We start from the raw sequence: 19,608 nt of genomic DNA, 5'->3' as shown, positions 1-19,608 counted from the left end.
TACCGCTGTGCGCACTTTCCTTGCGATAGCAGCCTGCTTGGCGACCTGCCTGGTGGGCTGCTCGGGGTCCAATCATGCCGTTGCGCCCTACGGCGCTCAGGGCGCGCGGCTGGGTGAATCGCTGGCGCTGCTGGGCTGGAACATGTCGGTGTCGAACCTGCGCTGGGACGGCGACTACGTGTTGATCAACGTCGACGCCTCACCGACGGACCCCAAGGCGCCGCATGCCAAACCCGAGGACATTCGCTTCGGGCTCTACGGCGCGCTCGCCCACCCGATGGAGTCCGCCGGATTGGGCAGCTGCGACACCGCGATGGCCACGGTGCGCGATATCGGATCGCCGCTGTCGGCGCCACCCGACCGGCTGACCGGCACCGTGTGCCTGGGCCCGCTGAAGGACCGCAGTCAGGTCCGGGGCGTGTACAGCTACTCGACGCGGGACCGGATCGCCGATACCTCCGCGGCCTACCCGGCCGCGTTTCCGGTGGGGCTGATGCCGACCAACGTCAACGACACCGGGCTGGTGGTGAAGACCACCAGCTTGTCGGCCTGGCACGCCGACGGGAAGCCGGTAACCCAAGCGGAGCTCGGTGATCCGGGTGCCTTCACGGGCAACGGCTACATGCTGCTCGGGCTGGAGGCCGAAACCATCGCGGCCCGGTACCGCGACGACTCCGCCCGACGCGGCGGCCCGATGATGCTGCTCGCGGCGCCGAGTCTTCCCGGCGGCGGCCTCAACCCCGCCTGCGCGGCGTACGGGTCGTCGGTGCTGATCCTGCCCGACGCCTCGCTGGACGCGGTGCGCGTCTCCGCATCCTTGTGCACGCAGGGCGAAATCAGCCAGGCCTTGCTCTATGCGACGGTGGCGATCGTCGGCACGCATGCGGGTGTGTGGACGCAGCGATGAGCGAACCCGGGCCTACCGAATGGGCAGTACCGGCCGCCGGTGTAGGACCCTGGGCGGGCGATCTGCCCGACGACCCGCGGTATGACCCAATTCTGTTGCGCGACGGCGATACTCGCAATGTCGTGGACGCCTACCGGTACTGGACCCGGGAAGCGATCATCGCCGACATCGACCATCGCCGGCACCCGCTGCACATCGCGATCGAGAACTTCGGCCACGACGCCAATATCGGTTCGGTGGTGCGCACCGCCAACGCCTTCGCGGTGGACACCGTGCACATCGTCGGGCGGCGCCGCTGGAATCGCCGCGGCGCCATGGTGACCGATCGGTATCAACGGTTGTGCCATCACGACAGCACCGCCGAACTGATGGAATTCGCGACGACCGCCCGGTTGACCGTGGTCGCGGTGGACAACGTGCCGGGGGCGGCACGCCTGGAGGAAACCGCGCTGCCGCGCGAATGCCTGTTGGTGTTCGGTCAGGAAGGACCGGGCATCACCGACGACACCCGATCGGGCGCGGCGATCACGGTGTCGATCGCGCAGTTCGGCTCGACCCGCAGCATCAACGCCGGCGTCGCCGCCGGGATCGCGATGCATGCCTGGATCCGGCAGCACGGGGACCTCCGCCGCGCCTGGTAATCGAACGCCCAACGGCGGGCGGCGACTCGCGTCTGTGACTCGCGGCGAGTGTGCATCCTTGGCGTCGAGTGTGCGCTGATGGCGGGATTTCGGCGAATTTCGCGCCGTGAGTGCACACTCAACCGAGTTGCCGCGGCCCTCGCGTGGCGTCTTTGAGGGCGACACCCGAACGGCCGAGTTTGCGGGCCCCGGCGACGAGCGCGGCGGCGATACTCGCGGCCGTCGGGTAGTCGAGGCCGTCGGGCGGATGGATGTTCGAGATGCAGTTGCGGTCGGCGTCGGTGAGCCCCGGCGCGGGTCGATGCGTCAAATAGATGCCCAGACTGTCGGCGACCGAGAGCCCCGGGCGTTCACCAATGAGCACCAATACCGTTGCGACGCCGAGGGCTTGGCCGATGTGATCCCCGAGCGCCACGCGCGCCTGGGTGGCGATGACAAGCGGAGCTATCCGGTAGCGGCCGTCGAATTCGCGGACCAACGCGTCGACCATACCGGCGCCGTGGTCGGTCAGCGCACGGGGCGACAGCCCGTCGGCGAGGACAAAGCCGATGTCCGCCTTGGTCTTCGGCAAGCCCGACAGGTCGGCAGGGCTGCGGCCTAGGTCGGGCCGTCGCAGGTATTCGCTGCGCGAGGTCGCCCGGCTGTGCACCCGCAGCGGCTCGTCGATGCCGATGCGGTGTAGCTGCTCGATGAGTCCGTCGACGTCGAGTGGGTCGTGGACGGCGTCGCGCGCCGCAGCGTGTGCGGCCTGGAACTCGAGCACCCGCCGGGTCGGCAGCGAGTTTCCCGCGCGCCCGAGCCCGATGCGCGCCTGCGTGGTGGCCCGCAGCGGCGCCCAAATGTCGTTGTCCGCAGGCAGTTTCGAGGTGTCCATCAACCGGCCGCCAGCGCGCGCAGCGGCGACGTTGCGAGGTCGACGGGAAGGATCCTGCCGTCGGCGTCGGCCATCCCCAGACTGGCCAGCCAGGCTTCGAATTCGGGTGCGGGCCGCAGCCCCAAAGCTTTTCGCACGTACAGCACGTCGTGAAACGACAGGCTTTGGTAGCCGAGCATGATGTCGTCGGCGCCGGGAACGGCGATCACGAACGCGGTACCCGCGACTCCCAGCAGGGTCAGCAGCGTGTCCATGTCGTCCTGGTCCGCCTCGGCGTGGTTGGTGTAGCAGACGTCCACGCCCATCGGCAGGCCTAGCAGTTTCCCGCAGAAGTTGTCTTCGAGCCCGGCGCGGATGATCTGCTTGCCGTCGTAGAGGTATTCGGGCCCAATGAATCCGACCACGGTGTCGATCAATAGCGGCTGCAGCGCCCGGGCCACCGCGTAGGAGCGCGCCTCCAGCGTCTGCTGGTCGACCGGCTTGTTTCCCACGCCGAGGTGGGCCCCGGCCGACAGCGCCGAACCCTGCCCCGTCTCCAGGTACATGACGTTGTCGCCGAGCGTGCCGCGGTGCAGCGATCGGGCCGCCTCGTTGGCCTCCATCAACATCGCGATCGAGGTGCCGAAGCTGGCATTGGCGCCCTCGGTGCCCGCGATCGACTGGAAAACCAGGTCGACGGGCGCGCCCCGCTCGATCAGTTCCATCGTGGTCGTGACGTGGCACAGCACGCACGACTGCACGGGGATGGCGAACCGCTGCCGAATGTCGTCGAGCAGGTGCAGCAGGTCCGACGCCGCGTGCGGCGAGTCGGTCGCCGGGTTGATGCCGATCACCGCGTCGCCGCAGCCCATCAGCAGGCCGTCGAGCATCGCCGCGGCGATCCCGCGTGGGTCATCGGTGGGGTGGTTGGGCTGCAGCCGGGTGGCCAGCGTGCCGGGCAATCCGATCGTGGTTCGGAAGGCCGCAGTGGCCGTCGCGGCGGCGGCAACCAGGATCAAGTCCTGGTTGCGCATGATCTTTGACACCGCGGCAGCCATTTCCGGGATGAGCCCGGGGGAGATGGCGGCGATGCGCGCCGCGCTGTCGTCGCGGGCTGCGGTATCCAGCAGCCAGTCGCGCAAGCCACCGACCGTCAAGTGCGCGATCGGGCCGAACGCCTCGCGGTCGTGGCTGTCGATGATGAGCCGGGTGACCTCGTCGGTCTCATACGGGACGACCACGTCGTCAAGAAATGTCGTCAGCGGTATGTCGGCCAGCACCCACGCGGCGGCGGCCCGTTCGGCGTCGGAGCCGGCGGCACAACCGGCGAGCTGGTCACCCGAGCGCAGCGGTGTTGCCTTCGCCATCACGTCGACCAGGCCCGCGAACGAATGGGTGGTTCCCGAAATGGTTTGCCGGTAGCGCATATTTCAGTATGAGGCAGGATCGACAGGTATGGATCAGCTATGGGCCAACCGGGCGGCCAGCTCCGAAGCCGCTGTCGCGCAACGACACCTGAAACGGCTGTGGGCATTGCCGGGAACGCAGCTGGGAGTGGTGGCCTGGCCGGCGACGCGACGGGCCCGGCTGTTCGGCACCTGGCACTACTGGTGGCAGGCGCATCTGCTGGATTGCCTGGTCGACGCGCAGCTGCGCGACCCACAGCCACACCGGCACACCGAGATCAACCGCCAGGTCCGCTCGCACCGGCTGCGCAACAACTTTCGCTGGACCAACAGCTATTACGACGACATGGCGTGGCTGGCCATCGCGCTGGAACGCGCCGCCCGGATAGCCGGTGTCGAACGCAGCCGCGCCCTGCCCAAGCTTGCCGACCAGTTCATCAAGGCGTGGGTGCCCGAAGACGGCGGCGGCATCCCGTGGCGCAAGCAAGACCAGTTCTTCAACGCCCCGGCCAACGGCCCGGCCGGAATCTTTTTGGCCCGGTATGGGGATCGGCTCAAGCGTGCCGAGCAGATGGGCGATTGGATCGACCAAACCCTGATCGACCCGGAGACGCACCTGGTGTTCGACGGCATCAAGGCCGGTTCGCTGGTCCGCGCGCAGTACACCTACTGCCAGGGCGTGGTGCTCGGGCTGGAAACCGAGCTGGCCGCGCGCACCGGCGCGGAGGCTCGGGGGCGACACGCGGCGCGGGTGCACCGCCTGGTCGCCGCCGTGAACGAGCACATGGCGCCGTCGGGCGTGCTGAAGGGTTCCGGCGGCGGCGATGGCGGGCTGTTCGCCGGCATCACCGCCCGCTACCTCGCGCTGGTCGCCACCACGCTGCCGGGTGATTCCGCCGACGACGCGGTGGCCCGTGACACCGCGCGCACGATCGTGCTGTCCAGCGCGAAATCGGCGTGGGACTACCGGCAGACGGTGGACGGGCTGCCGTTGTTCGGTGCGTTTTGGGACCGCGACGCGGAACTGCCGACGACGGGCGGCGCGCAGGCGCAGTTCGTCGAGGGCGCGGTGAACGCTTCGGAAACTTCCGAGCGGGATCTGTCGGTGCAGCTGTCGGGGTGGATGCTGATGGAGGCCGCCTGTAACGTCACCGCCGAATCGTCGCACCAGGACAGGAGCACGCAGTGAGTAAAGTCCGCCCCGACGCCGAGTCGGCTCTGCGAGACCTGCTGAAGGACGGAATCACCATTGCTGCTGGCGGATTCGGGCTGTGTGGCATTCCGGAGAATCTGATTCAGGCCCTGGTGGACAGCGGCGTCAAAGACCTGACCATCGTCGGAAACAACGCCGGTGTCGATGATTTCGGCATGGGCCTGTTGCTCAAGGGTCGGCAGGTCAAGAAAGTCGTCGCCTCCTACGTAGGAGAGAACAAGGAATTCGAGCGCCAGGTGCTGGCCGGCGAGCTGGACCTGGTGCTCACTCCGCAAGGCACACTGGCCGAGAAGTTACGCGCCGGCGGCGCGGGGATTCCGGGCTTCTACACGCGCACCGCCTTCGGCACCCAACTCGCCGAAGGCAAGGACATGCGAGTGTTTGACGGCACCGAATATGTGCTGGAGGAGGGCATCCACGCCGACGTCGCGATCGTCAAGGCATGGAAGGGCGACAAGGCAGGCAACCTGGTCTACCGCAAGACGGCGCGCAACTTCAACCCGATGATCGCCACCTGCGGCCAGGTGACCGTTGCCGAGGTGGAGGAACTGGTCGAGGTTGGTGAGCTGGATCCCGATCAGATCCACACCCCCGGGATCTATGTCGACCGCATCATCCAGGGACCGGGCTACGAGAAGCGGATCGAATTCCGCACCACGAGCGGCGGCGCCGCGGCCAAGAACGACAGCCCCATCCGCGAGATCATGGCCAAGCGCGCCGCCCGGGAATTGCGCGACGGCTACTACGTGAACCTCGGCATCGGCATTCCGACGCTGGTGGCCAACTACATCCCCGACGACATCAGCGTGACGCTGCAATCGGAGAACGGCCTGCTCGGAATCGGGGCATATCCGGTTGAGGATCAGGTGGATCCCGACCTCATCAACGCCGGCAAACAGACCATCACCACGATCGGCGGCTCCAGCTTCTTCAGCAGCGCCGACTCCTTCGCGATGATCCGCGGCGGCCACATCGACCTGTCCATCCTCGGCGGCCTGGAGGTAGCCGAGAACGGTGACCTGGCCAACTGGATGGTCCCGGGCAGGATGGTCAAGGGCCCGGGCGGTGCGATGGATCTGGTGTCAGGCGTCAAGCGGGTGATCGTCGTGATGGATCACACCGCCAAGGACGGCAGCCCGAAAATCCTCAAGCAATGCACGCTGCCCCTCACCGGAAAAGGTGTGGTGGACATGATCATCACCGACCTGTGCGTCTTCGACGTCGACCCGGAACGCGGACTCACCCTGACCGAACTACACCCCGGGGTGACGGTCGCCGACGTCCGTGCCAAGACCGGTTGCGATTTCGTCGTCGCCTGAACCGCCCTTGGCGTCGCGCCGTCGCGCCAGGTAACTCCGGCTGGCGGCGATCAGTGCCGGCAGCAGCGAGACGAACAGGATCACCAGGATGATCTTTTCCAGGTTCTGGTGCACGAAGGGCACGTTGCCCAGGAAGTAGCCGGCCACCGTCACGCCGCCGCCCCACAGCACGCCGCCGACGATGTCGAATCCCAGGAACACCGGATAGCGCATGTAGGACACCCCGGCGACCACCGGCGTGAACGTCCGCACGAACGGCATGAAGCGGGCCAAGATGATGGCCGCGGGTCCGTACTTCTCGAAGAAGGCGTGCGATTCGCTCACGTAATGCTGCTTGAAGAATCGGGAATCTTCCTTCTTGAACAGCGCCGGCCCGATCCGGCGGCCGATGAAATAGCCGGTCTGGTCGCCGAGCACCGCGACCAGCGCGACTGCGGGGGCCAGCACCCAGATATCGAGGGTTCCATGCGCGGCCAGCAGGCCGCCGGTGAACAGCAGCGATTCGCCGGGCAGCAGCGGAAACAGCAGGCCGGTCTCGACAAAGACGATGACCAGGATGGTCGGCAGCACCGCGGAGGCGAACAGCCCCTCGGGTCCGATCCAGAACATCGGGTCGACGATGTCGGGCAGGGCCATCACGGCGGTGCTCATGGTGCGTCAACCATACCGGCCCCGAGGTGGGTGCCCGCCGCCAACGTCGGGTTGCGATACTGAGGCAACTGAAGTCTTCAGGAGGAATTCATGCCGATCGCCACCCCCGAGGTCTACGCCGACATGCTGGGACGCGCCAAGGAGAACGCGTACGCCTTCCCGGCCATCAACTGCACCTCGTCGGAGACCGTCAACGCCGCCATCAAGGGTTTCGCCGATGCCGGCAGCGACGGCATCATCCAGTTCTCCACCGGCGGTGCGGAGTTCGCCTCCGGCCTCGGCGTCAAGGACATGGTCAGTGGCGCGGTCGCGCTGGCCAAGTTCACCCACAGCATTGCGGCCAAGTACCCGATCAACGTCGCGCTGCACACCGACCACTGCCCCAAGGACAAGCTGGACACCTACGTGCGCCCGCTGCTGGCTATCTCTGCCGAGCGGGTGGCGGCCGGCAAGAACCCGCTGTTCCAGTCGCACATGTGGGACGGCTCGGCTGTTCCGATCGACGAGAACCTCGCCATCGCCAAGGAGCTGCTCAAGGCGGCCGCGGCGGCCAAGATCATCCTCGAGGTCGAGATCGGCGTGGTGGGCGGCGAGGAGGACGGCGTCGAGGGCGCGATCGACGACAAGCTCTACACCACCCCGGACGACTTCGAGAAGACGATCGACGCGCTGGGCCACGGCGAGCATGGCCAGTACCTGCTGGCTGCCACGTTCGGCAACGTGCACGGCGTCTACAAGCCCGGCAACGTCAAGCTGCGTCCCGACATCCTCGACGAGGGCCAGAAGGTGGCGGCCGCCAAGCTCGGACTGCCGGACGGTTCCAAGCCCTTCGACTTCGTCTTCCACGGCGGCTCGGGTTCACTCAAGTCGGAGATCGAGGAGGCGCTGCGTTACGGCGTGGTGAAGATGAACGTCGACACCGACACTCAGTACGCGTTCACCCGGCCGTTGGCCGGCCACATGTTCGCCAACTACGACGGCGTGCTCAAGATCGACGGCGAGGTGGGCAACAAGAAGGTCTACGACCCGCGCAGCTACCTCAAGAAGGCCGAAGCGTCGATGACCGAGCGCGTGATCGAGGCCTGCAACGACCTGCACTGTGCCGGAAAGTCAATCGGCGCCTAGCGCCCAGCCGATTTCGCCGCGAGTGCCCGGCCAGCCGGGCACTCGGCGCCGAAAGTGCGGCTGGCCGGGCGCTCGGCACGAGACGACGCCTTAGCCGCTGGGGGACTGGCAGATCTTCCACTGATCGTCGCGGTACTGCAGGTCGAGGCTGCGTGTCGAGCGGACCTGCGGGTCGTAGGCCATGAACGTGGTGATGTTGGCCTCGGCGTGCTGGCCGTTGACGACGATCTGGTCGATGCTGGCGATCACCGGATACTGCTTGGCCGCCGAAACCCGTTGGTAGGTCTCGGTCCACGAGTGCTCGTCGTAATCGACGTAACCGTCACGGGTGGTTCCGCAGGTGATGCCGCGCAGCTGGGTCAGGTCGCCCCGCTGCACCGCGTTGTCGAAAGAGTGGATGGTCTGGCGGACCATGTCTTCCTGCGAGACGTGGGAGTGCTTTCCGCGGGTCAGCAGCACGGTGCCCAGGATGGCGATCGCGGCGAGGGCCAACACGATCACGGTGATCGCCAGCACCCAGCCCCAGTTGACATTCCTGGCGCCTAGCCGCGGCTTGGATCCGTCGCGACCCGGAATAGCTTGTGGGACAGCAGGTTTCGGAGGCATTGGCGGTTGTCCCGGCGGGCCGGGCTGCCCCGGTGACGTCGAGAACACCTCCGTCGCGGGCTCCGGGGTGGTGGCGATGATCGCCGTTTCTTTCGAGTCGAAACCGGGCGCGGTGAAGCGACGTTCGGGTTGCTGTACTTCCGGGGCGCCCTCGAGCTGGTTGTCCGGATCGGGGTTGATCACCACGGTCTCGGTCTCGGGATCGGGAGGGACCAGCGGGTAGGCCTCGGTTGCCTCGTCGACCCGCTCCGATTCCGCGTCGCCGGCAGGGTCGACACCGTGTTCGCGGTCGGGCTCGGGTGGGTTAGGCATGAGTTGGAGCTTAGCGACCCGCGGGGGGACGGCAGAATAGAACTTATGACACCAATGGGTGATCTCCTGGGACCTGATCCGATCCTGCTGCCCGGCGACATCGACGCCGAAGCCGAACTGCTGGCCAACGAGAATCCGGGCATCGTCGCCGCGGCGCATCCGTCGGCGTCGGTGGCCTGGGCGGCCCTCGCCGAGGAGGCGCTGGCCGACGACCGGGCCATCACGGCCTACGCGTACGCCCGGACCGGCTACCACCGCGGCCTGGACCAGCTGCGTCGTAACGGCTGGAAGGGCTTCGGCCCGGTGCCCTATGCGCACGAGCCCAACCGTGGCTTCCTGCGCTGTGTGGCGGCGCTGGCCAAAGCCGCCGACACGATCGGCGAGACCGACGAGCTGAACCGCTGCCTGGACCTGCTCGACGACTGCGACCCCGCGGCACGCAAAGCGCTCGGGCTCTAGCAGTTCTCCGAGCAGTCGCTGTCGCGGCTCTCGACCTGCACGGTGGCGTGCTCGAGGCCGCGGACGTGCAGCACCTCACGCGCGTCACTGAGCACACCAGTCGACTCGCGGGAGCTGATCAGGTGCACGGTGCACATGTCCTTGCCCGGCGACAGCGTCCACACATGCAGATCGTGTACTTCGGTCACGCCGGCGACGGCGCCCAGCGCCGACCGCAGCTCCTCGACGTCGATGTGGGCGGGTGACGCCTCGGACAGGATCCGCAGCGCCGCGCGGGCCAGCGAGAACGCGCGGGGCAGCACCCAGATGGCCACCAGTATGGCGACCACGACGTCGGCGTAGGGCCAGTGCGTCGTGACCGTCACGATCCCGGCGATCAGCACGCCCAGGCTGCCGACGGTGTCGGCGATGACCTCCATGTAGGCGCCCTTGACGGCCAGGCTGCCCTCGGAGTGTGAACGCAGCAGCATCGCGACCACGAAGTTGGCGACCAGCCCCGCCAGCGCCACCACGATCATCGGGACGCCGGGTACCACCTCGCCCGTGCCGAGGCGTTCGATCGCTTCGTAGAGGATGAACAGCGCCACACCGACCAGCAACACCGCGTTGGCCACCGCGGTGAAGACCTCGGCACGGTGCCAGCCGTAGGTGCGGTCCGGGGAGGTGCTGCCGCGTTTGGCCAGCATCACGGCCGCCAGCCCCATGAACACCGCGACGACGTCGGTCAGCATGTGCCCGGCATCGGCCAGCAGCGCAAGGGAATTGATCAGCAGCGAGGTGGTCAGCTCGATTGCGAAGAACGTCGCCAAGATCGACGCGGCCATGACCATGCGGGGGATCATCCGAGACGCGTCGGCCTCGGCGGGGGTGTGACTGTGTCCGGCGCCCATAGTCGATCAATATATGCATGGAGACGCATATATGGCAAGGGTCAGAACCATTGGCTCCAGAAGCGGGTCAGCGAGTTGCCGGCGCTGGCCAGCAGGTGCGGCACCCCGGAGAAGTCGAAGAACCAGTCCACGACCGCGAACAGCCACTGGTTGATCGCCGGCGCCAAAAGCAGGAACAGCAGAATGAACACGCCGTACTGCTTGGCCGGCGCCACGGCGCGCTGCGTCTCGGCGCTCAAATGCGGCTCCAGGGCGTCGTAACCGTCCAGGCCGGGGATGGGCAGCAGGTTCAGCACCACCGCCATGATCTCCAGGAAACCCAGAAACGCCACACCGGCCCAGAGCACCCAGTGCTCCGGGTCGAAGAACAGCCGGGTCAGCGTCAGCAGCAGCACCGCCAGCAGCAGGTTGGCCGCCGGGCCGGCCAGGCTGACCAGGGTTCGTCGCGTCGGCGTCATGAACCAGGTACGCACATAGACCGCGGCGCCGGGCAGGCCGATCCCGCCCAGCGCGATGAACACCATCGGCAGCAGCAGCGAGAGCCCGGGATGGGCGTAGCGCCGCGGATCCAGGGTCAGGTAGCCGCGCACCGCCTCGTCGTGGTCGCCGAAGCGCCAGGCGGTCGCCGCATGGCCGAATTCGTGCAGGCACAACGAAACCAGCCAGCCGGCGATCACGAAGATGAACACCCCGGCGTACGCCATCGGCCGCACCGTCGTCCCGGCCAGCCAGGCCACCACGCCTCCGACGGCCGTCAATCCGACCAGTGCCAAGAAGATTGGGCTGGGTCGCACCGATTTGTGCCACCTGGAGTCCACCGGTCGAAACTACCGGACCGCCAGCCAACCCTCGACGTGGCGGTAGAACGTCGAGCGCCGGGCGGGGCGGGGCGCGGTGACGCCGTCCCGGATCACCACGACGCCGGTGGTGCCCAGCTGGACGGCGCGGCCGGCAACCCACCGGCGCCAGCGACGGTGCAGCGAGGCCCGCAGGCCCGGTACGGCCAGCGTCGGCTCGATGTAGGCGCCGGTGACGTCGCCGTCGAACAGCTGGGTGTCGTCGACGATGGCCTCGCCGTGAATCCGTTGTCGGTCCTGCGGTGGCAGCCAGCCGGCCCGGCCCACGATCACCGAGCCGGTCTCGTCGCGCACCAGGGTGACCCGCTGCGGTGTGCCGCACCGGGCACGCCGGGCCGCCCGTCGTCCCGCCGGTAAGCGATAGATCCGCGTCGCCCGGGTGCGGCGGCCTGGCACGTAGGCCACTTCGACGTCGAGTCGCTCGGCGCGCAGCAGCCTGCTCAGCACGGCGGCCAGCTCGGCGTCGGCGCCGAGGACGACCAGCCGTTGGTAGGGCCCGATCGCGGCGTCGATGGCGGCGACGTCGGCGGCACTTTCGGCGTTATGTGTCGGCAGGCCGTCCAGCGGACCAGGCAGTCGGCGCGCGCCGAACCGCAACACCGCCACGCTGGCCGTGTCCGCGGCGATATTCATGGGCTCCTCGCGAACTGCTGGGATATGGTTGGTCCCCGGCTGGACCACAATAAGCAGGCGAGACCAGGCGGGAGCATGCCATGCCGGCAATCGTCCTCATCGGCGCCCAATGGGGTGACGAGGGCAAAGGTAAGGCCACTGACCTGCTCGGTGGACGCGTGCAGTGGGTGGTGCGTTACCAGGGCGGCAACAACGCCGGGCACACCGTCGTCTTGCCGACCGGGGAGAATTTCGCACTCCACCTGATCCCGTCGGGAGTACTGACGCCCGGCGTCACCAACGTCATCGGCAACGGCGTGGTGATCGATCCCGGCGTCCTGCTGGACGAGTTGAAGGGCCTCGAGGATCGCGGTGTCGACACCACCAAGCTGCTGATCTCCGCCGACGCGCATCTGCTGCTGCCCTACCACGTGGCCATCGACAAGGTCACCGAGCGCTACATGGGCAACAAGAAGATCGGCACCACCGGCCGCGGCATCGGGCCGTGCTACCAGGACAAGATCGCCCGCCAGGGCATCCGGGTCGCCGACGTGCTCGACCCCGAGCTGCTGACCCACAAGGTCGAGGGCGCACTGGAACTCAAGAACCAGATCCTGGTCAAGATTTACAACCGCAAGGCGCTGGATCCGCAACAGGTGGTCGACGCCCTGCTGCAACAGGCCGAGGGCTTTCGTCACCGCATCCGCGACACCCGGCGACTACTCAACACCGCGCTCGAAACCGGCGAAACGGTGCTGCTGGAGGGCTCGCAGGGCACGCTGCTGGACGTCGACCACGGCACGTATCCCTATGTGACGTCGTCGAATCCGACCGCGGGCGGCGCGGCCGTCGGGTCCGGCATCGGCCCCACCCGGATCACCACCGTGCTCGGAATCCTCAAGGCCTACACCACCCGGGTGGGCTCGGGTCCGTTCCCGACGGAGTTGTTCGACGAGAACGGCGAATACCTATCCAAGACCGGCGGCGAATTCGGTGTGACGACCGGGCGGCGGCGCCGCTGCGGCTGGTTCGACGCCGTCATCGCCCGCTACGCCACCCGGGTCAACGGCATCACCGATTACTTCCTGACCAAACTCGACGTGCTGTCCAGCCTGGAAACAGTCCCGATTTGCGTCGGTTATCGCATCGACGGCGAGCGCACCAACGACATGCCGATGACGCAAAGCGAGCTGCACCGGGCCGAGCCGATCTACGAAGAGCTGCCCGGCTGGTGGGAGGACATCTCCACGGCGCGCGAATTCGACGACTTGCCCGCCAAAGCGCGTGATTACGTGTTGCGTCTGGAAGAGCTTGCCGGAGCATATGTTTCGTGCATCGGCGTGGGGCCGGGACGGGATCAGACCATCGTGCGCCGCGACGTCCTGGCGGCTCGCCGGTGACCGATCCAGATCCCAAAGAGCTCGACCCCGAATACGAACACCACGGCGGCTTCCCGGAATACGGCCCGGCCACGCCGGGCCCGGGATTCGGGCGCTTCGTCGCAGCCATGCGCCGGCTGCAGGACCTTGCCGTGTCCGCCGACCCGGCCGACGACGTCTGGGACGACGCGGCCGATCGGGCCGCCGCACTGGTGGACTTGCTGGGGCCGTTCCAGGCCGACGAGGGTGCGGCGCCGGCGGGCCGCACGCCCGATTTGCCCGGCATGGGCAGCTTGCTGCTGCCGCCATGGACGCTGACCCGCTACCAACCCGACGGTGTCGAAATGACGGGCCATTTCACCCGGTTTCACGTCGGCGGTAATCACGCGGTGCACGGCGGTGTGCTGCCGCTGCTGTTTGATCACATGTTCGGGATGATCTCGCACGCCGCGGGGCGCCCGATCAGTCGCACGGCGTTCCTGCATGTCGACTACCGCAAGGTCACCCCGATCGACGTTCCGTTGCTGGTGCGTGGACGGGTCACCAGCACCGAGGGGCGCAAAGCGTTCGTCTCCGCCGAATTGGTCGACGGCGACGACGCGGTTCTGGCCGAAGGCACCGGCCTTATGGTGCGGTTATTGCCCGGTCAGCCGTAATCAGCGCTCGGCCGCGCTCGCGGCGCACCTATCCTTAGCTGGTGACTGACGGCGTGAGCGAAGGACAGCGCGAGACCTCCCACGGGCCCCGGGTGATGTTGCTGGGTTCCGGCGAGCTCAGCCGGGAGCTGGCGATAGCCTTGCGGCGCCTCGGCGCCCGGGTCGATGAGCACACCGACACGACGACCGACAATTTGTCGGGGGCGATCGATCGGCTACAACCGGACTTCGTGGTGACCGCCACCGGTTCGGTCTCCGTTGCCGCCCTCGAGGCGCTGGCCGCCCGCTCGGAGGACGACGCCGTCGAACTGGTGCCCAACGCCCGCACTATCCGGCTGACCAACGACCGGGAGGGCCTGCGCCGGCTGGCCGCCGACCAGCTGGGCCTGCCCACCGCGCCGTTCTGGTTCGTCGGATCGGTCGGCGAACTCCAGGCGGTGGCCGCGCACGGCGGATATCCGCTGTTGGTGGAGTCGCTGGACGGGACGACGGGGCGTTCGGTGGTTTCCGGGCCCGACGACGTCGAGCCCGCATGGCGGCGCGCGGTCGGGCAGGCCGAGCAGCAGCGGGTGTTGGCCGAAACGGTGGTCGAGGTCGAGTTTTACGTCACCCTGCTCGCAATCCGCAGCGAGGGCCCGAACGGGCTGGTGATCGAGTTCTGCTCGCCCATCGGGCATCGTCGCGCGGAACCCGACGTGCTGGAATCCTGGCAGCCCCAGAAGATGAGCCCGGCCGCGCTCGACGCCGCCAAGTCGATCGCCGCGCGCATCGTCAAAGCGCTCGGCGGCCGCGGCATCTTCGCCGTCGAATTGATGATCAACGGCGACGAGGTGTACTTCGCCGACGTCAGCTCCGTGCTGCCGCAGAGCGCCTGGGTGACCCTGCGCAGCCAGCGGCTTTCGGCGGTCGAACTGCAGGCCCGGGCAATTCTCGGTTTGCCGGTGGACGCCCTGATGATTTCACCGGCCGCCGCCCGCACGATTCACCCGGCGCCCACCGCCGAGGCGCTGACGGCGGCGTTGGCCGTCGGCGAAAGCGACCTTCGCGTGTTCGATCCAGGACCGGGCCCGCGGCGTGGGGTCGCCCTGGCCACCGCACCAGACGTCGCGGCCGCGCGGGACCGGGCGCGCGAGGTGGCCGCCGCGGTGTCGCGGGGCCGCCAGCTGTCGGGTTCGCAGGGGAGGAACTGAATATGCGAGACTCACGCGAATGAGCTACGCAGGAGATATCACGCCGCTTGAGGCATGGAAGTTGCTCAGCGACAACCCCCAGGCAGTCCTGGTCGACGTGCGCACCGACGCCGAATGGCGGTTCGTCGGGGTGCCCGATTTGTCCAGTCTTGGCCGAAATGCGGTCTTCATCGAGTGGAACACATCGGCCGGGCAGCACAACGCGAACTTTCTGGCCGAGCTGAAAGACCAGATCCCCGCGGAGTCGGGCCCGGTGGTCTTCCTGTGTCGCTCGGGCAACCGCTCCATCGGTGCCGCCGAGATCGCGACCGAGGCGGGCATCGCGCCGTCCTACAACGTGCTGGACGGTTTCGAGGGGCAACTCGACGCGCTCGGCCACCGGGGTGAAAACGGTTGGCGGGCAGTGGGATTGCCCTGGAAGCAGCAGTGACCGACAAGCCGTCGGTCCGCACTCCGAAGGCACTGCCCGACGGCGTCGGCCAAGCCACCATTGGGGTGCGCGGCGGACTGCTGCGGTCCGAGTTCGAGGAGACCGCCGAGGGCATCTTTTTGACCTCCGGCTACGTCTACCCGTCGGCGGCCGCGGCGGAGCAGTCGTTCTCCGGCGAGCTGGACCGCTTCGTGTACTCGCGCTACGGCAACCCCACGGTGTCCATGTTCGAGGAACGGCTGCGGCTGATCGAGGGCGCGCCGGCGGCATTCGCCACGGCCAGCGGCATGGCCGCGGTCTTCACCTCGCTGGGCGCGCTGCTGGGGGCCGGGGATCGGTTGGTGGCCGCGCGCAGCCTGTTCGGATCGTGTTTCGTGGTCTGCAACGAGATCCTGCCGCGCTGGGGCATCGAGACCGTCTTCGTCGACGGCGACGACCTCGCCCAGTGGGAGCAGGCGCTGTCGGTGCCCACGCAGGCGGTGTTCTTCGAGACGCCGTCGAATCCGATGCAGTCGCTGGTGGATATCGCCGCGGTGACCGAGTTGGCTCATGCCGCAGGTGCAAAAGTGGTGCTGGACAACGTCTTTGCCACACCCCTGCTGCAGCAAGGCTTTCCGCTCGGCGTCGACGTGGTGGTGTACTCCGGCACCAAGCACATCGACGGCCAGGGCCGGGTGCTGGGTGGTGCCATCCTGGGCGACCAGGAGTACATCGACGGGCCGGTGCAGAAGTTGATGCGCCACACCGGCCCGGCCCTGAGCGCGTTCAACGCCTGGGTGTTACTGAAAGGGCTTGAGACAATGGCGGTTCGAGTGGAGTACAGCAACTCCGCGGCGAACCGAATCGCGGGTTTCTTGGAAGAGCACCCGGCAGTGCGTTGGGTGCGTTACCCCTTTCTGTCGTCACACCCGCAATACGACTTGGCCAAGCGTCAGATGTCCGGCGGCGGGACGGTGCTCACCTTCGAGCTGGACGCGCCCGCCGGTGCCGCCAAAGAGCGGGCCTTCGAGGTGCTGGACAAGCTGCAGCTGATCGACATCTCGAACAACCTCGGCGACGCCAAATCGCTCGTCACACACCCGGCGACGACGACGCACCGGGCAATGGGGCCGGAGGGTCGCGCCGCGATCGGGCTCGGTGACGGCGTGGTGCGGATCTCGGTCGGGCTGGAGAACACCGACGATCTGATCGCCGATATCGACCAGGCGCTGAACTAACCGGCTCTCTGCTCGGCTCTTTGTTCGGTTGCGGTCACCGATTCTTGCGTTTGCGCTTCCATCCAGTTCGTGACTACCCGGGCGTACATCATCTGGTTGGTGATCGCCATCTGGCTCCGGCCGTCACCAAGGAAGGTAATGGTCCAGGCGACCAGTGTGGTGAACCGGTTCTTGAAGCCGACCAGATAAAACAGGTGCAGCACCAGCCACGCCAGCCAGGCGATGAAGCCGCCGAACTCCAGCTTGCCGACCTGGGCGACGGCGCTGAACCGGGAGATCGTCGACATGCTGCCCTTGTCAAAGTAATTGAAGGGCTTGCGGTTTGCCGGATCGTCGGTGCCTTTGATCATGTGTTTGATCAACGTCGTGGCGTAGTGCGCGCCCTGAATCGCGCCCTGGGCCATCCCTGGGACACCGGGCGCGGACATCAGGTCACCGATCACGAACACGTTCGGGTGCCCCTTGACGGTCAGGTCGGGCTCCACGACTACCCGACCGGCGCGGTCGATTTCGGTGCCGTCGGACTGCTCGGCGATGATCTTGCCCAGCGCGCTGGCCTGGACACCGGCCGCCCACACCTTGCACGCGCATTCGATGCGGCGCTCGGTGCCGTCCTTCTCCTTGACGGTGAGGCCCATGTAGTCCACGGCACTGACCATCGCGTTGAGCTGGACTTTGACACCCATTCTTTCCAGCCGCTGCTGCGCCTTGAGCCCCAGCTTCTCGCCCATCGGCGGCAACACCGCGGGCGCCGCGTCGAGCAGGATCACCTGGCACTCATGGGGCTGGATGGTCCGAAACGCGCCCTTCAGGGTGCGGTGGGCCAGTTCGACGATCTGCCCGGCCACCTCGACGCCGGTGGGTCCCGCGCCGACCACGACGAAGGTCAGGCGGCGTTGCCGCTCGGTGGGATCGTCGGTGACTTCGGCGGCCTCGAACGCGCTGAGGATCCGGCCACGCAGCTCGAGCGCGTCGTCGATGGTTTTCATGCCGGGTGCGTAGGTCGCGAACTCGTCGTTGCCGAAGTAGGACTGCTGGGCCCCGGCGGCCACGATCAGGCTGTCGAACGGGGTCACGGTCTCCATGCCCATCAACTTCGCCGTCACCGTGTTGGCCTTGAGGTCGATATCGTCGACCTCGCCCAGCAGGACCTGGACGTTCTTCTGTTTGCGCAGGACCAGTCGGGTGGCGGGCGCGATCTCGCCTTCGGACAAGATGCCGGTGGCCACCTGATACAGCAGCGGCTGGAACAGATGGGTGGTCGTCTTCGAGATGAGGGTGACGTCGACATCGGCGCGCTTGAGCGCCTTGGCCGCATTCAGCCCGCCGAACCCGCTTCCGATGATGACGACGCGATGGCGCGACATGATTCTCCTTCAGGTCCTAGATCCTTGGGGCCTCTACAGTCTCCGCAGCGCATCTCCACCGTACGACCTCGGTTTCAGTTGTACGTAGCGGCGACGGCGAACAGGCGCCATTCGCCGGGCACGCCCTTGAGCTCGTGAGCGCCACGGTCCTCGAATTTCAGCCCTGATCCGATCACCAGATCGCGCAGTGTGCTGGACACGAGCACGTCGTTCGGCCCGGCCAGCGCGCTCACCCGCGCCCCGATGTGCACGCCGATACCGCCGATGTCGTCGCCGCGGACCTCGCACTCGCCGGTGTGCAACCCGGCGCGCACCCGGATGCCGAGTGCTTGCACCGCGTCGCGGATCGCCATCGCGCAGCGGATAGCTCGTTGCGGACCGTCGAACATCGCGAGGAAGCCGTCGCCAGAGGTGTTCACCTCGCCGCCCCGAAAGCGCGCGAGCTGCGCCCGCACGACGGCGTCGTGTGCGTCGAGCAGCGCGCGCCAGTCACGGTCACCCATCTCTGCGGCGCGCCGTGTCGAGTCCACGATGTCGGTGAACAGCACGGTGGCGAGCATCCGATCATCGTCGATTTCCGCTTGCTCCCCGGTGAGGAACTTGGCGATCTCCTGAAAGGAATCCCGCCACGGTTCGACGACGTGATAAAAGTTGCGTCCCGGAATCTCAACGAATTTCGCGCCCTCTATTTGATCGGCGACTTCCTTGCCCTTCTCTGGCGGAAGGAGCGGATCGTCGCGGTGATGCACAACAAGGGTAGGTACGCGGACAGTTGGAAGAATGGCAAGCGCGCTCACCTCGGAGACGAGCGGCAACACGAGTTCAACGGTCCGCGGGCTTGCCGCTAGGCGCTCGTGTCGCGCCCACGCGGCCCGGATCTCCTCATTCCACGGCATGTCCGGATTGAGCAGATGTTCCAACTCGCCGGTTCCCCACATCACCGCGGCGGTGTTGGCGACGTCGTCCATCAAATGCGTGCGGTCTGTCTCGTCTATCGTGCTTTCGAGCAAGACAAGCGCGGTGGTGCGGGACGGATGCGTTGCCGCGAACAGCGCCGCTGTCGGGAGTGCGCCGGCGTATGTGACAAGGGCGGCTTCGGGGATCTCGAGAGCGTCGAGCACCGCAGTGATGCTGTCGGCCCATTGCTCCAAGGTCGGCAGAGCGCCCGGCTCGACTGGATCGGACGCTCCACTGCCCGGCTGATCGAACAGGATCAACCGACCAAGCGAAGTCATCGCCTCCGCCCACCCCTGAACACCAGGCAGCTCCGGAAAGACTTCGCAGTTCGTGAACCAGTTCGGCACGAAAACGATGTCGCGCTCACCCGCACGCGTTGCGCGATAGGCGACGCGCAAGTCGCCGTTCATCGCATAGCGCGTCTCCGAGAACATTGCGGAAGTGTAAGTCCCAAAATAGCCATAACTAGCGGTAATCTCCTTTGAGCATGAAGCAATTCATCCTCGGAGGACTGGCTACCGGGCTGGCTGCCGGCGCGCTGATCGCCTCGGCGCCCGCGGC

General features: G+C 67.1%; 20 protein-coding genes. 11 read left to right on the top strand and 9 right to left on the bottom strand.

Translation table 11 applies throughout. The annotated features are described in order from the left end of the window. Window positions 1-7 precede the first annotated feature (7 nt). Both ACZY0B_RS20560 and ACZY0B_RS20555 read left to right on the top strand, forming a co-directional pair. Window positions 8-907 (top strand): hypothetical protein, encoded by a 900-nt coding sequence (locus ACZY0B_RS20560; protein WP_463766057.1) that lies wholly within the window; start codon window positions 8-10, stop codon window positions 905-907. Further along, window positions 904-1,548: a TrmH family RNA methyltransferase gene (locus ACZY0B_RS20555; RefSeq protein ID WP_463766056.1), complete on the top strand. Its 645-nt coding sequence runs from the start codon at window positions 904-906 to the stop codon at window positions 1,546-1,548. Before ACZY0B_RS20560 ends, ACZY0B_RS20555 begins: the two co-directional genes overlap by 4 nt. A 118-nt stretch (window positions 1,549-1,666) precedes the next feature. Here ACZY0B_RS20555 and eutC read toward each other — a convergent pair whose 3' ends face one another. Continuing rightward, window positions 1,667-2,422, bottom strand: a complete 756-nt coding sequence (gene eutC / locus ACZY0B_RS20550) for an ethanolamine ammonia-lyase subunit EutC (protein ID WP_463766055.1) — start codon at window positions 2,420-2,422, stop codon at window positions 1,667-1,669. Further along, complete coding sequence (locus tag ACZY0B_RS20545) at window positions 2,422-3,828, bottom strand: ethanolamine ammonia-lyase subunit EutB (protein WP_463766054.1); 1,407 nt, start codon at window positions 3,826-3,828, stop codon at window positions 2,422-2,424. The genes eutC and ACZY0B_RS20545 overlap by 1 nt, the downstream gene beginning before the upstream one ends. A 28-nt stretch (window positions 3,829-3,856) precedes the next feature. Between ACZY0B_RS20545 and ACZY0B_RS20540 the strand changes: the two genes are divergently transcribed. Together ACZY0B_RS20540 and ACZY0B_RS20535 are read left to right on the top strand one after the other, a co-directional pair. Then, on the top strand, window positions 3,857-4,996 hold the full coding sequence (locus ACZY0B_RS20540) for a glycoside hydrolase family 76 protein (RefSeq protein ID WP_463766053.1): 1,140 nt from the start codon (window positions 3,857-3,859) through the stop codon (window positions 4,994-4,996). Continuing rightward, complete coding sequence (locus tag ACZY0B_RS20535; protein WP_463766052.1) at window positions 4,993-6,339, top strand: 3-oxoacid CoA-transferase; 1,347 nt, start codon at window positions 4,993-4,995, stop codon at window positions 6,337-6,339. Before ACZY0B_RS20540 ends, ACZY0B_RS20535 begins: the two co-directional genes overlap by 4 nt. Here the strand turns inward: ACZY0B_RS20535 and ACZY0B_RS20530 are convergent. Continuing rightward, entirely contained in the window at window positions 6,274-6,990 is a 717-nt protein-coding gene (locus ACZY0B_RS20530) for a DedA family protein (RefSeq protein ID WP_463766051.1), read from the bottom strand. The genes ACZY0B_RS20535 and ACZY0B_RS20530 overlap by 66 nt on opposite strands. Before the next feature lie 90 nt (window positions 6,991-7,080). Here ACZY0B_RS20530 and fbaA point away from each other — a divergent pair, with 90 nt between their 5' ends. Continuing rightward, window positions 7,081-8,115: a class II fructose-bisphosphate aldolase gene (gene fbaA / locus ACZY0B_RS20525; protein WP_463766050.1), complete on the top strand. Its 1,035-nt coding sequence runs from the start codon at window positions 7,081-7,083 to the stop codon at window positions 8,113-8,115. Between the two features lie 90 nt (window positions 8,116-8,205). Here fbaA and ACZY0B_RS20520 read toward each other — a convergent pair whose 3' ends face one another. Then, complete coding sequence (locus tag ACZY0B_RS20520; RefSeq protein ID WP_463766049.1) at window positions 8,206-9,033, bottom strand: Rv0361 family membrane protein; 828 nt, start codon at window positions 9,031-9,033, stop codon at window positions 8,206-8,208. A gap of 45 nt (window positions 9,034-9,078) precedes the next feature. Between ACZY0B_RS20520 and ACZY0B_RS20515 the strand changes: the two genes are divergently transcribed. Next, window positions 9,079-9,492, top strand: coding sequence for a DUF3151 domain-containing protein (locus ACZY0B_RS20515; protein WP_463766048.1), 414 nt, complete (start codon window positions 9,079-9,081; stop codon window positions 9,490-9,492). Here the strand turns inward: ACZY0B_RS20515 and ACZY0B_RS20510 are convergent. The 3 genes from ACZY0B_RS20510 to ACZY0B_RS20500 are packed head-to-tail and all read right to left on the bottom strand — an operon-like array spanning window position 9,489 to window position 11,872. Next, window positions 9,489-10,382 (bottom strand): cation diffusion facilitator family transporter, encoded by an 894-nt coding sequence (locus ACZY0B_RS20510; RefSeq protein ID WP_463766047.1) that lies wholly within the window; start codon window positions 10,380-10,382, stop codon window positions 9,489-9,491. The two genes, ACZY0B_RS20515 and ACZY0B_RS20510, sit on opposite strands and share 4 nt — an antisense overlap. A 41-nt stretch (window positions 10,383-10,423) precedes the next feature. Further along, window positions 10,424-11,200: a site-2 protease family protein gene (locus tag ACZY0B_RS20505; protein WP_463766046.1), complete on the bottom strand. Its 777-nt coding sequence runs from the start codon at window positions 11,198-11,200 to the stop codon at window positions 10,424-10,426. 9 nt (window positions 11,201-11,209) lie between these two features. Then, window positions 11,210-11,872, bottom strand: a complete 663-nt coding sequence (locus ACZY0B_RS20500) for a peptidase M50 (RefSeq protein ID WP_463766045.1) — start codon at window positions 11,870-11,872, stop codon at window positions 11,210-11,212. Window positions 11,873-11,952: 80 nt separating this feature from the next. Here ACZY0B_RS20500 and ACZY0B_RS20495 point away from each other — a divergent pair, with 80 nt between their 5' ends. Genes ACZY0B_RS20495 through ACZY0B_RS20475 form a run of 5 tightly spaced genes read left to right on the top strand, consistent with a single transcriptional unit; the run spans window position 11,953 to window position 16,723 of the window. Further along, window positions 11,953-13,251 (top strand): adenylosuccinate synthase, encoded by a 1,299-nt coding sequence (locus ACZY0B_RS20495; protein ID WP_463766044.1) that lies wholly within the window; start codon window positions 11,953-11,955, stop codon window positions 13,249-13,251. Next, a complete protein-coding gene (locus ACZY0B_RS20490; RefSeq protein ID WP_463766043.1) occupies window positions 13,248-13,886 on the top strand; it encodes a PaaI family thioesterase in 639 nt (212 codons plus the stop codon). The genes ACZY0B_RS20495 and ACZY0B_RS20490 overlap by 4 nt, the downstream gene beginning before the upstream one ends. 41 nt (window positions 13,887-13,927) lie before the next feature. Next, window positions 13,928-15,076: a formate-dependent phosphoribosylglycinamide formyltransferase gene (purT, locus tag ACZY0B_RS20485; RefSeq protein ID WP_463766042.1), complete on the top strand. Its 1,149-nt coding sequence runs from the start codon at window positions 13,928-13,930 to the stop codon at window positions 15,074-15,076. A gap of 19 nt (window positions 15,077-15,095) precedes the next feature. Next, window positions 15,096-15,506, top strand: a complete 411-nt coding sequence (locus ACZY0B_RS20480) for a rhodanese-like domain-containing protein (protein ID WP_463766041.1) — start codon at window positions 15,096-15,098, stop codon at window positions 15,504-15,506. Further along, entirely contained in the window at window positions 15,503-16,723 is a 1,221-nt protein-coding gene (locus ACZY0B_RS20475; protein WP_463766040.1) for an O-succinylhomoserine sulfhydrylase, read from the top strand. Before ACZY0B_RS20480 ends, ACZY0B_RS20475 begins: the two co-directional genes overlap by 4 nt. Here ACZY0B_RS20475 and ACZY0B_RS20470 read toward each other — a convergent pair. Then, a complete protein-coding gene (locus ACZY0B_RS20470) occupies window positions 16,720-18,090 on the bottom strand; it encodes an NAD(P)/FAD-dependent oxidoreductase (protein ID WP_463766039.1) in 1,371 nt (456 codons plus the stop codon). The two genes, ACZY0B_RS20475 and ACZY0B_RS20470, sit on opposite strands and share 4 nt — an antisense overlap. A 74-nt stretch (window positions 18,091-18,164) precedes the next feature. After that, on the bottom strand, window positions 18,165-19,481 hold the full coding sequence (locus ACZY0B_RS20465; protein WP_463766038.1) for an adenylate/guanylate cyclase domain-containing protein: 1,317 nt from the start codon (window positions 19,479-19,481) through the stop codon (window positions 18,165-18,167). Window positions 19,482-19,608: the final 127 nt, after the last annotated feature.

The sequence above is a fragment of the Mycobacterium sp. IDUB_19 genome (assembly GCF_055419445.1).
The sequence above is the reverse complement of the archived record's forward strand: the minus strand, read 5'-3'. Positions and strand labels throughout refer to the sequence as shown.

Coding starts and splice junctions, on each gene's coding strand:
- ACZY0B_RS20510 (WP_463766047.1), bottom strand. CDS start 10,382: ATGGGCGCCGGACACAGTCACACCCCCGCCGAGGCCGACGCGTCTCGG.
- ACZY0B_RS20515 (WP_463766048.1), top strand. CDS start 9,079: ATGACACCAATGGGTGATCTCCTGGGACCTGATCCGATCCTGCTGCCC.
- ACZY0B_RS20480 (WP_463766041.1), top strand. CDS start 15,096: ATGAGCTACGCAGGAGATATCACGCCGCTTGAGGCATGGAAGTTGCTC.
- ACZY0B_RS20555 (WP_463766056.1), top strand. CDS start 904: ATGAGCGAACCCGGGCCTACCGAATGGGCAGTACCGGCCGCCGGTGTA.
- ACZY0B_RS20520 (WP_463766049.1), bottom strand. CDS start 9,033: ATGCCTAACCCACCCGAGCCCGACCGCGAACACGGTGTCGACCCTGCC.
- ACZY0B_RS20500 (WP_463766045.1), bottom strand. CDS start 11,872: ATGAATATCGCCGCGGACACGGCCAGCGTGGCGGTGTTGCGGTTCGGC.
- ACZY0B_RS20470 (WP_463766039.1), bottom strand. CDS start 18,090: ATGTCGCGCCATCGCGTCGTCATCATCGGAAGCGGGTTCGGCGGGCTG.
- ACZY0B_RS20465 (WP_463766038.1), bottom strand. CDS start 19,481: ATGTTCTCGGAGACGCGCTATGCGATGAACGGCGACTTGCGCGTCGCC.
- ACZY0B_RS20530 (WP_463766051.1), bottom strand. CDS start 6,990: ATGAGCACCGCCGTGATGGCCCTGCCCGACATCGTCGACCCGATGTTC.
- ACZY0B_RS20540 (WP_463766053.1), top strand. CDS start 3,857: ATGGATCAGCTATGGGCCAACCGGGCGGCCAGCTCCGAAGCCGCTGTC.
- ACZY0B_RS20545 (WP_463766054.1), bottom strand. CDS start 3,828: ATGCGCTACCGGCAAACCATTTCGGGAACCACCCATTCGTTCGCGGGC.
- fbaA (WP_463766050.1), top strand. CDS start 7,081: ATGCCGATCGCCACCCCCGAGGTCTACGCCGACATGCTGGGACGCGCC.
- eutC (WP_463766055.1), bottom strand. CDS start 2,422: ATGGACACCTCGAAACTGCCTGCGGACAACGACATTTGGGCGCCGCTG.
- ACZY0B_RS20495 (WP_463766044.1), top strand. CDS start 11,953: ATGCCGGCAATCGTCCTCATCGGCGCCCAATGGGGTGACGAGGGCAAA.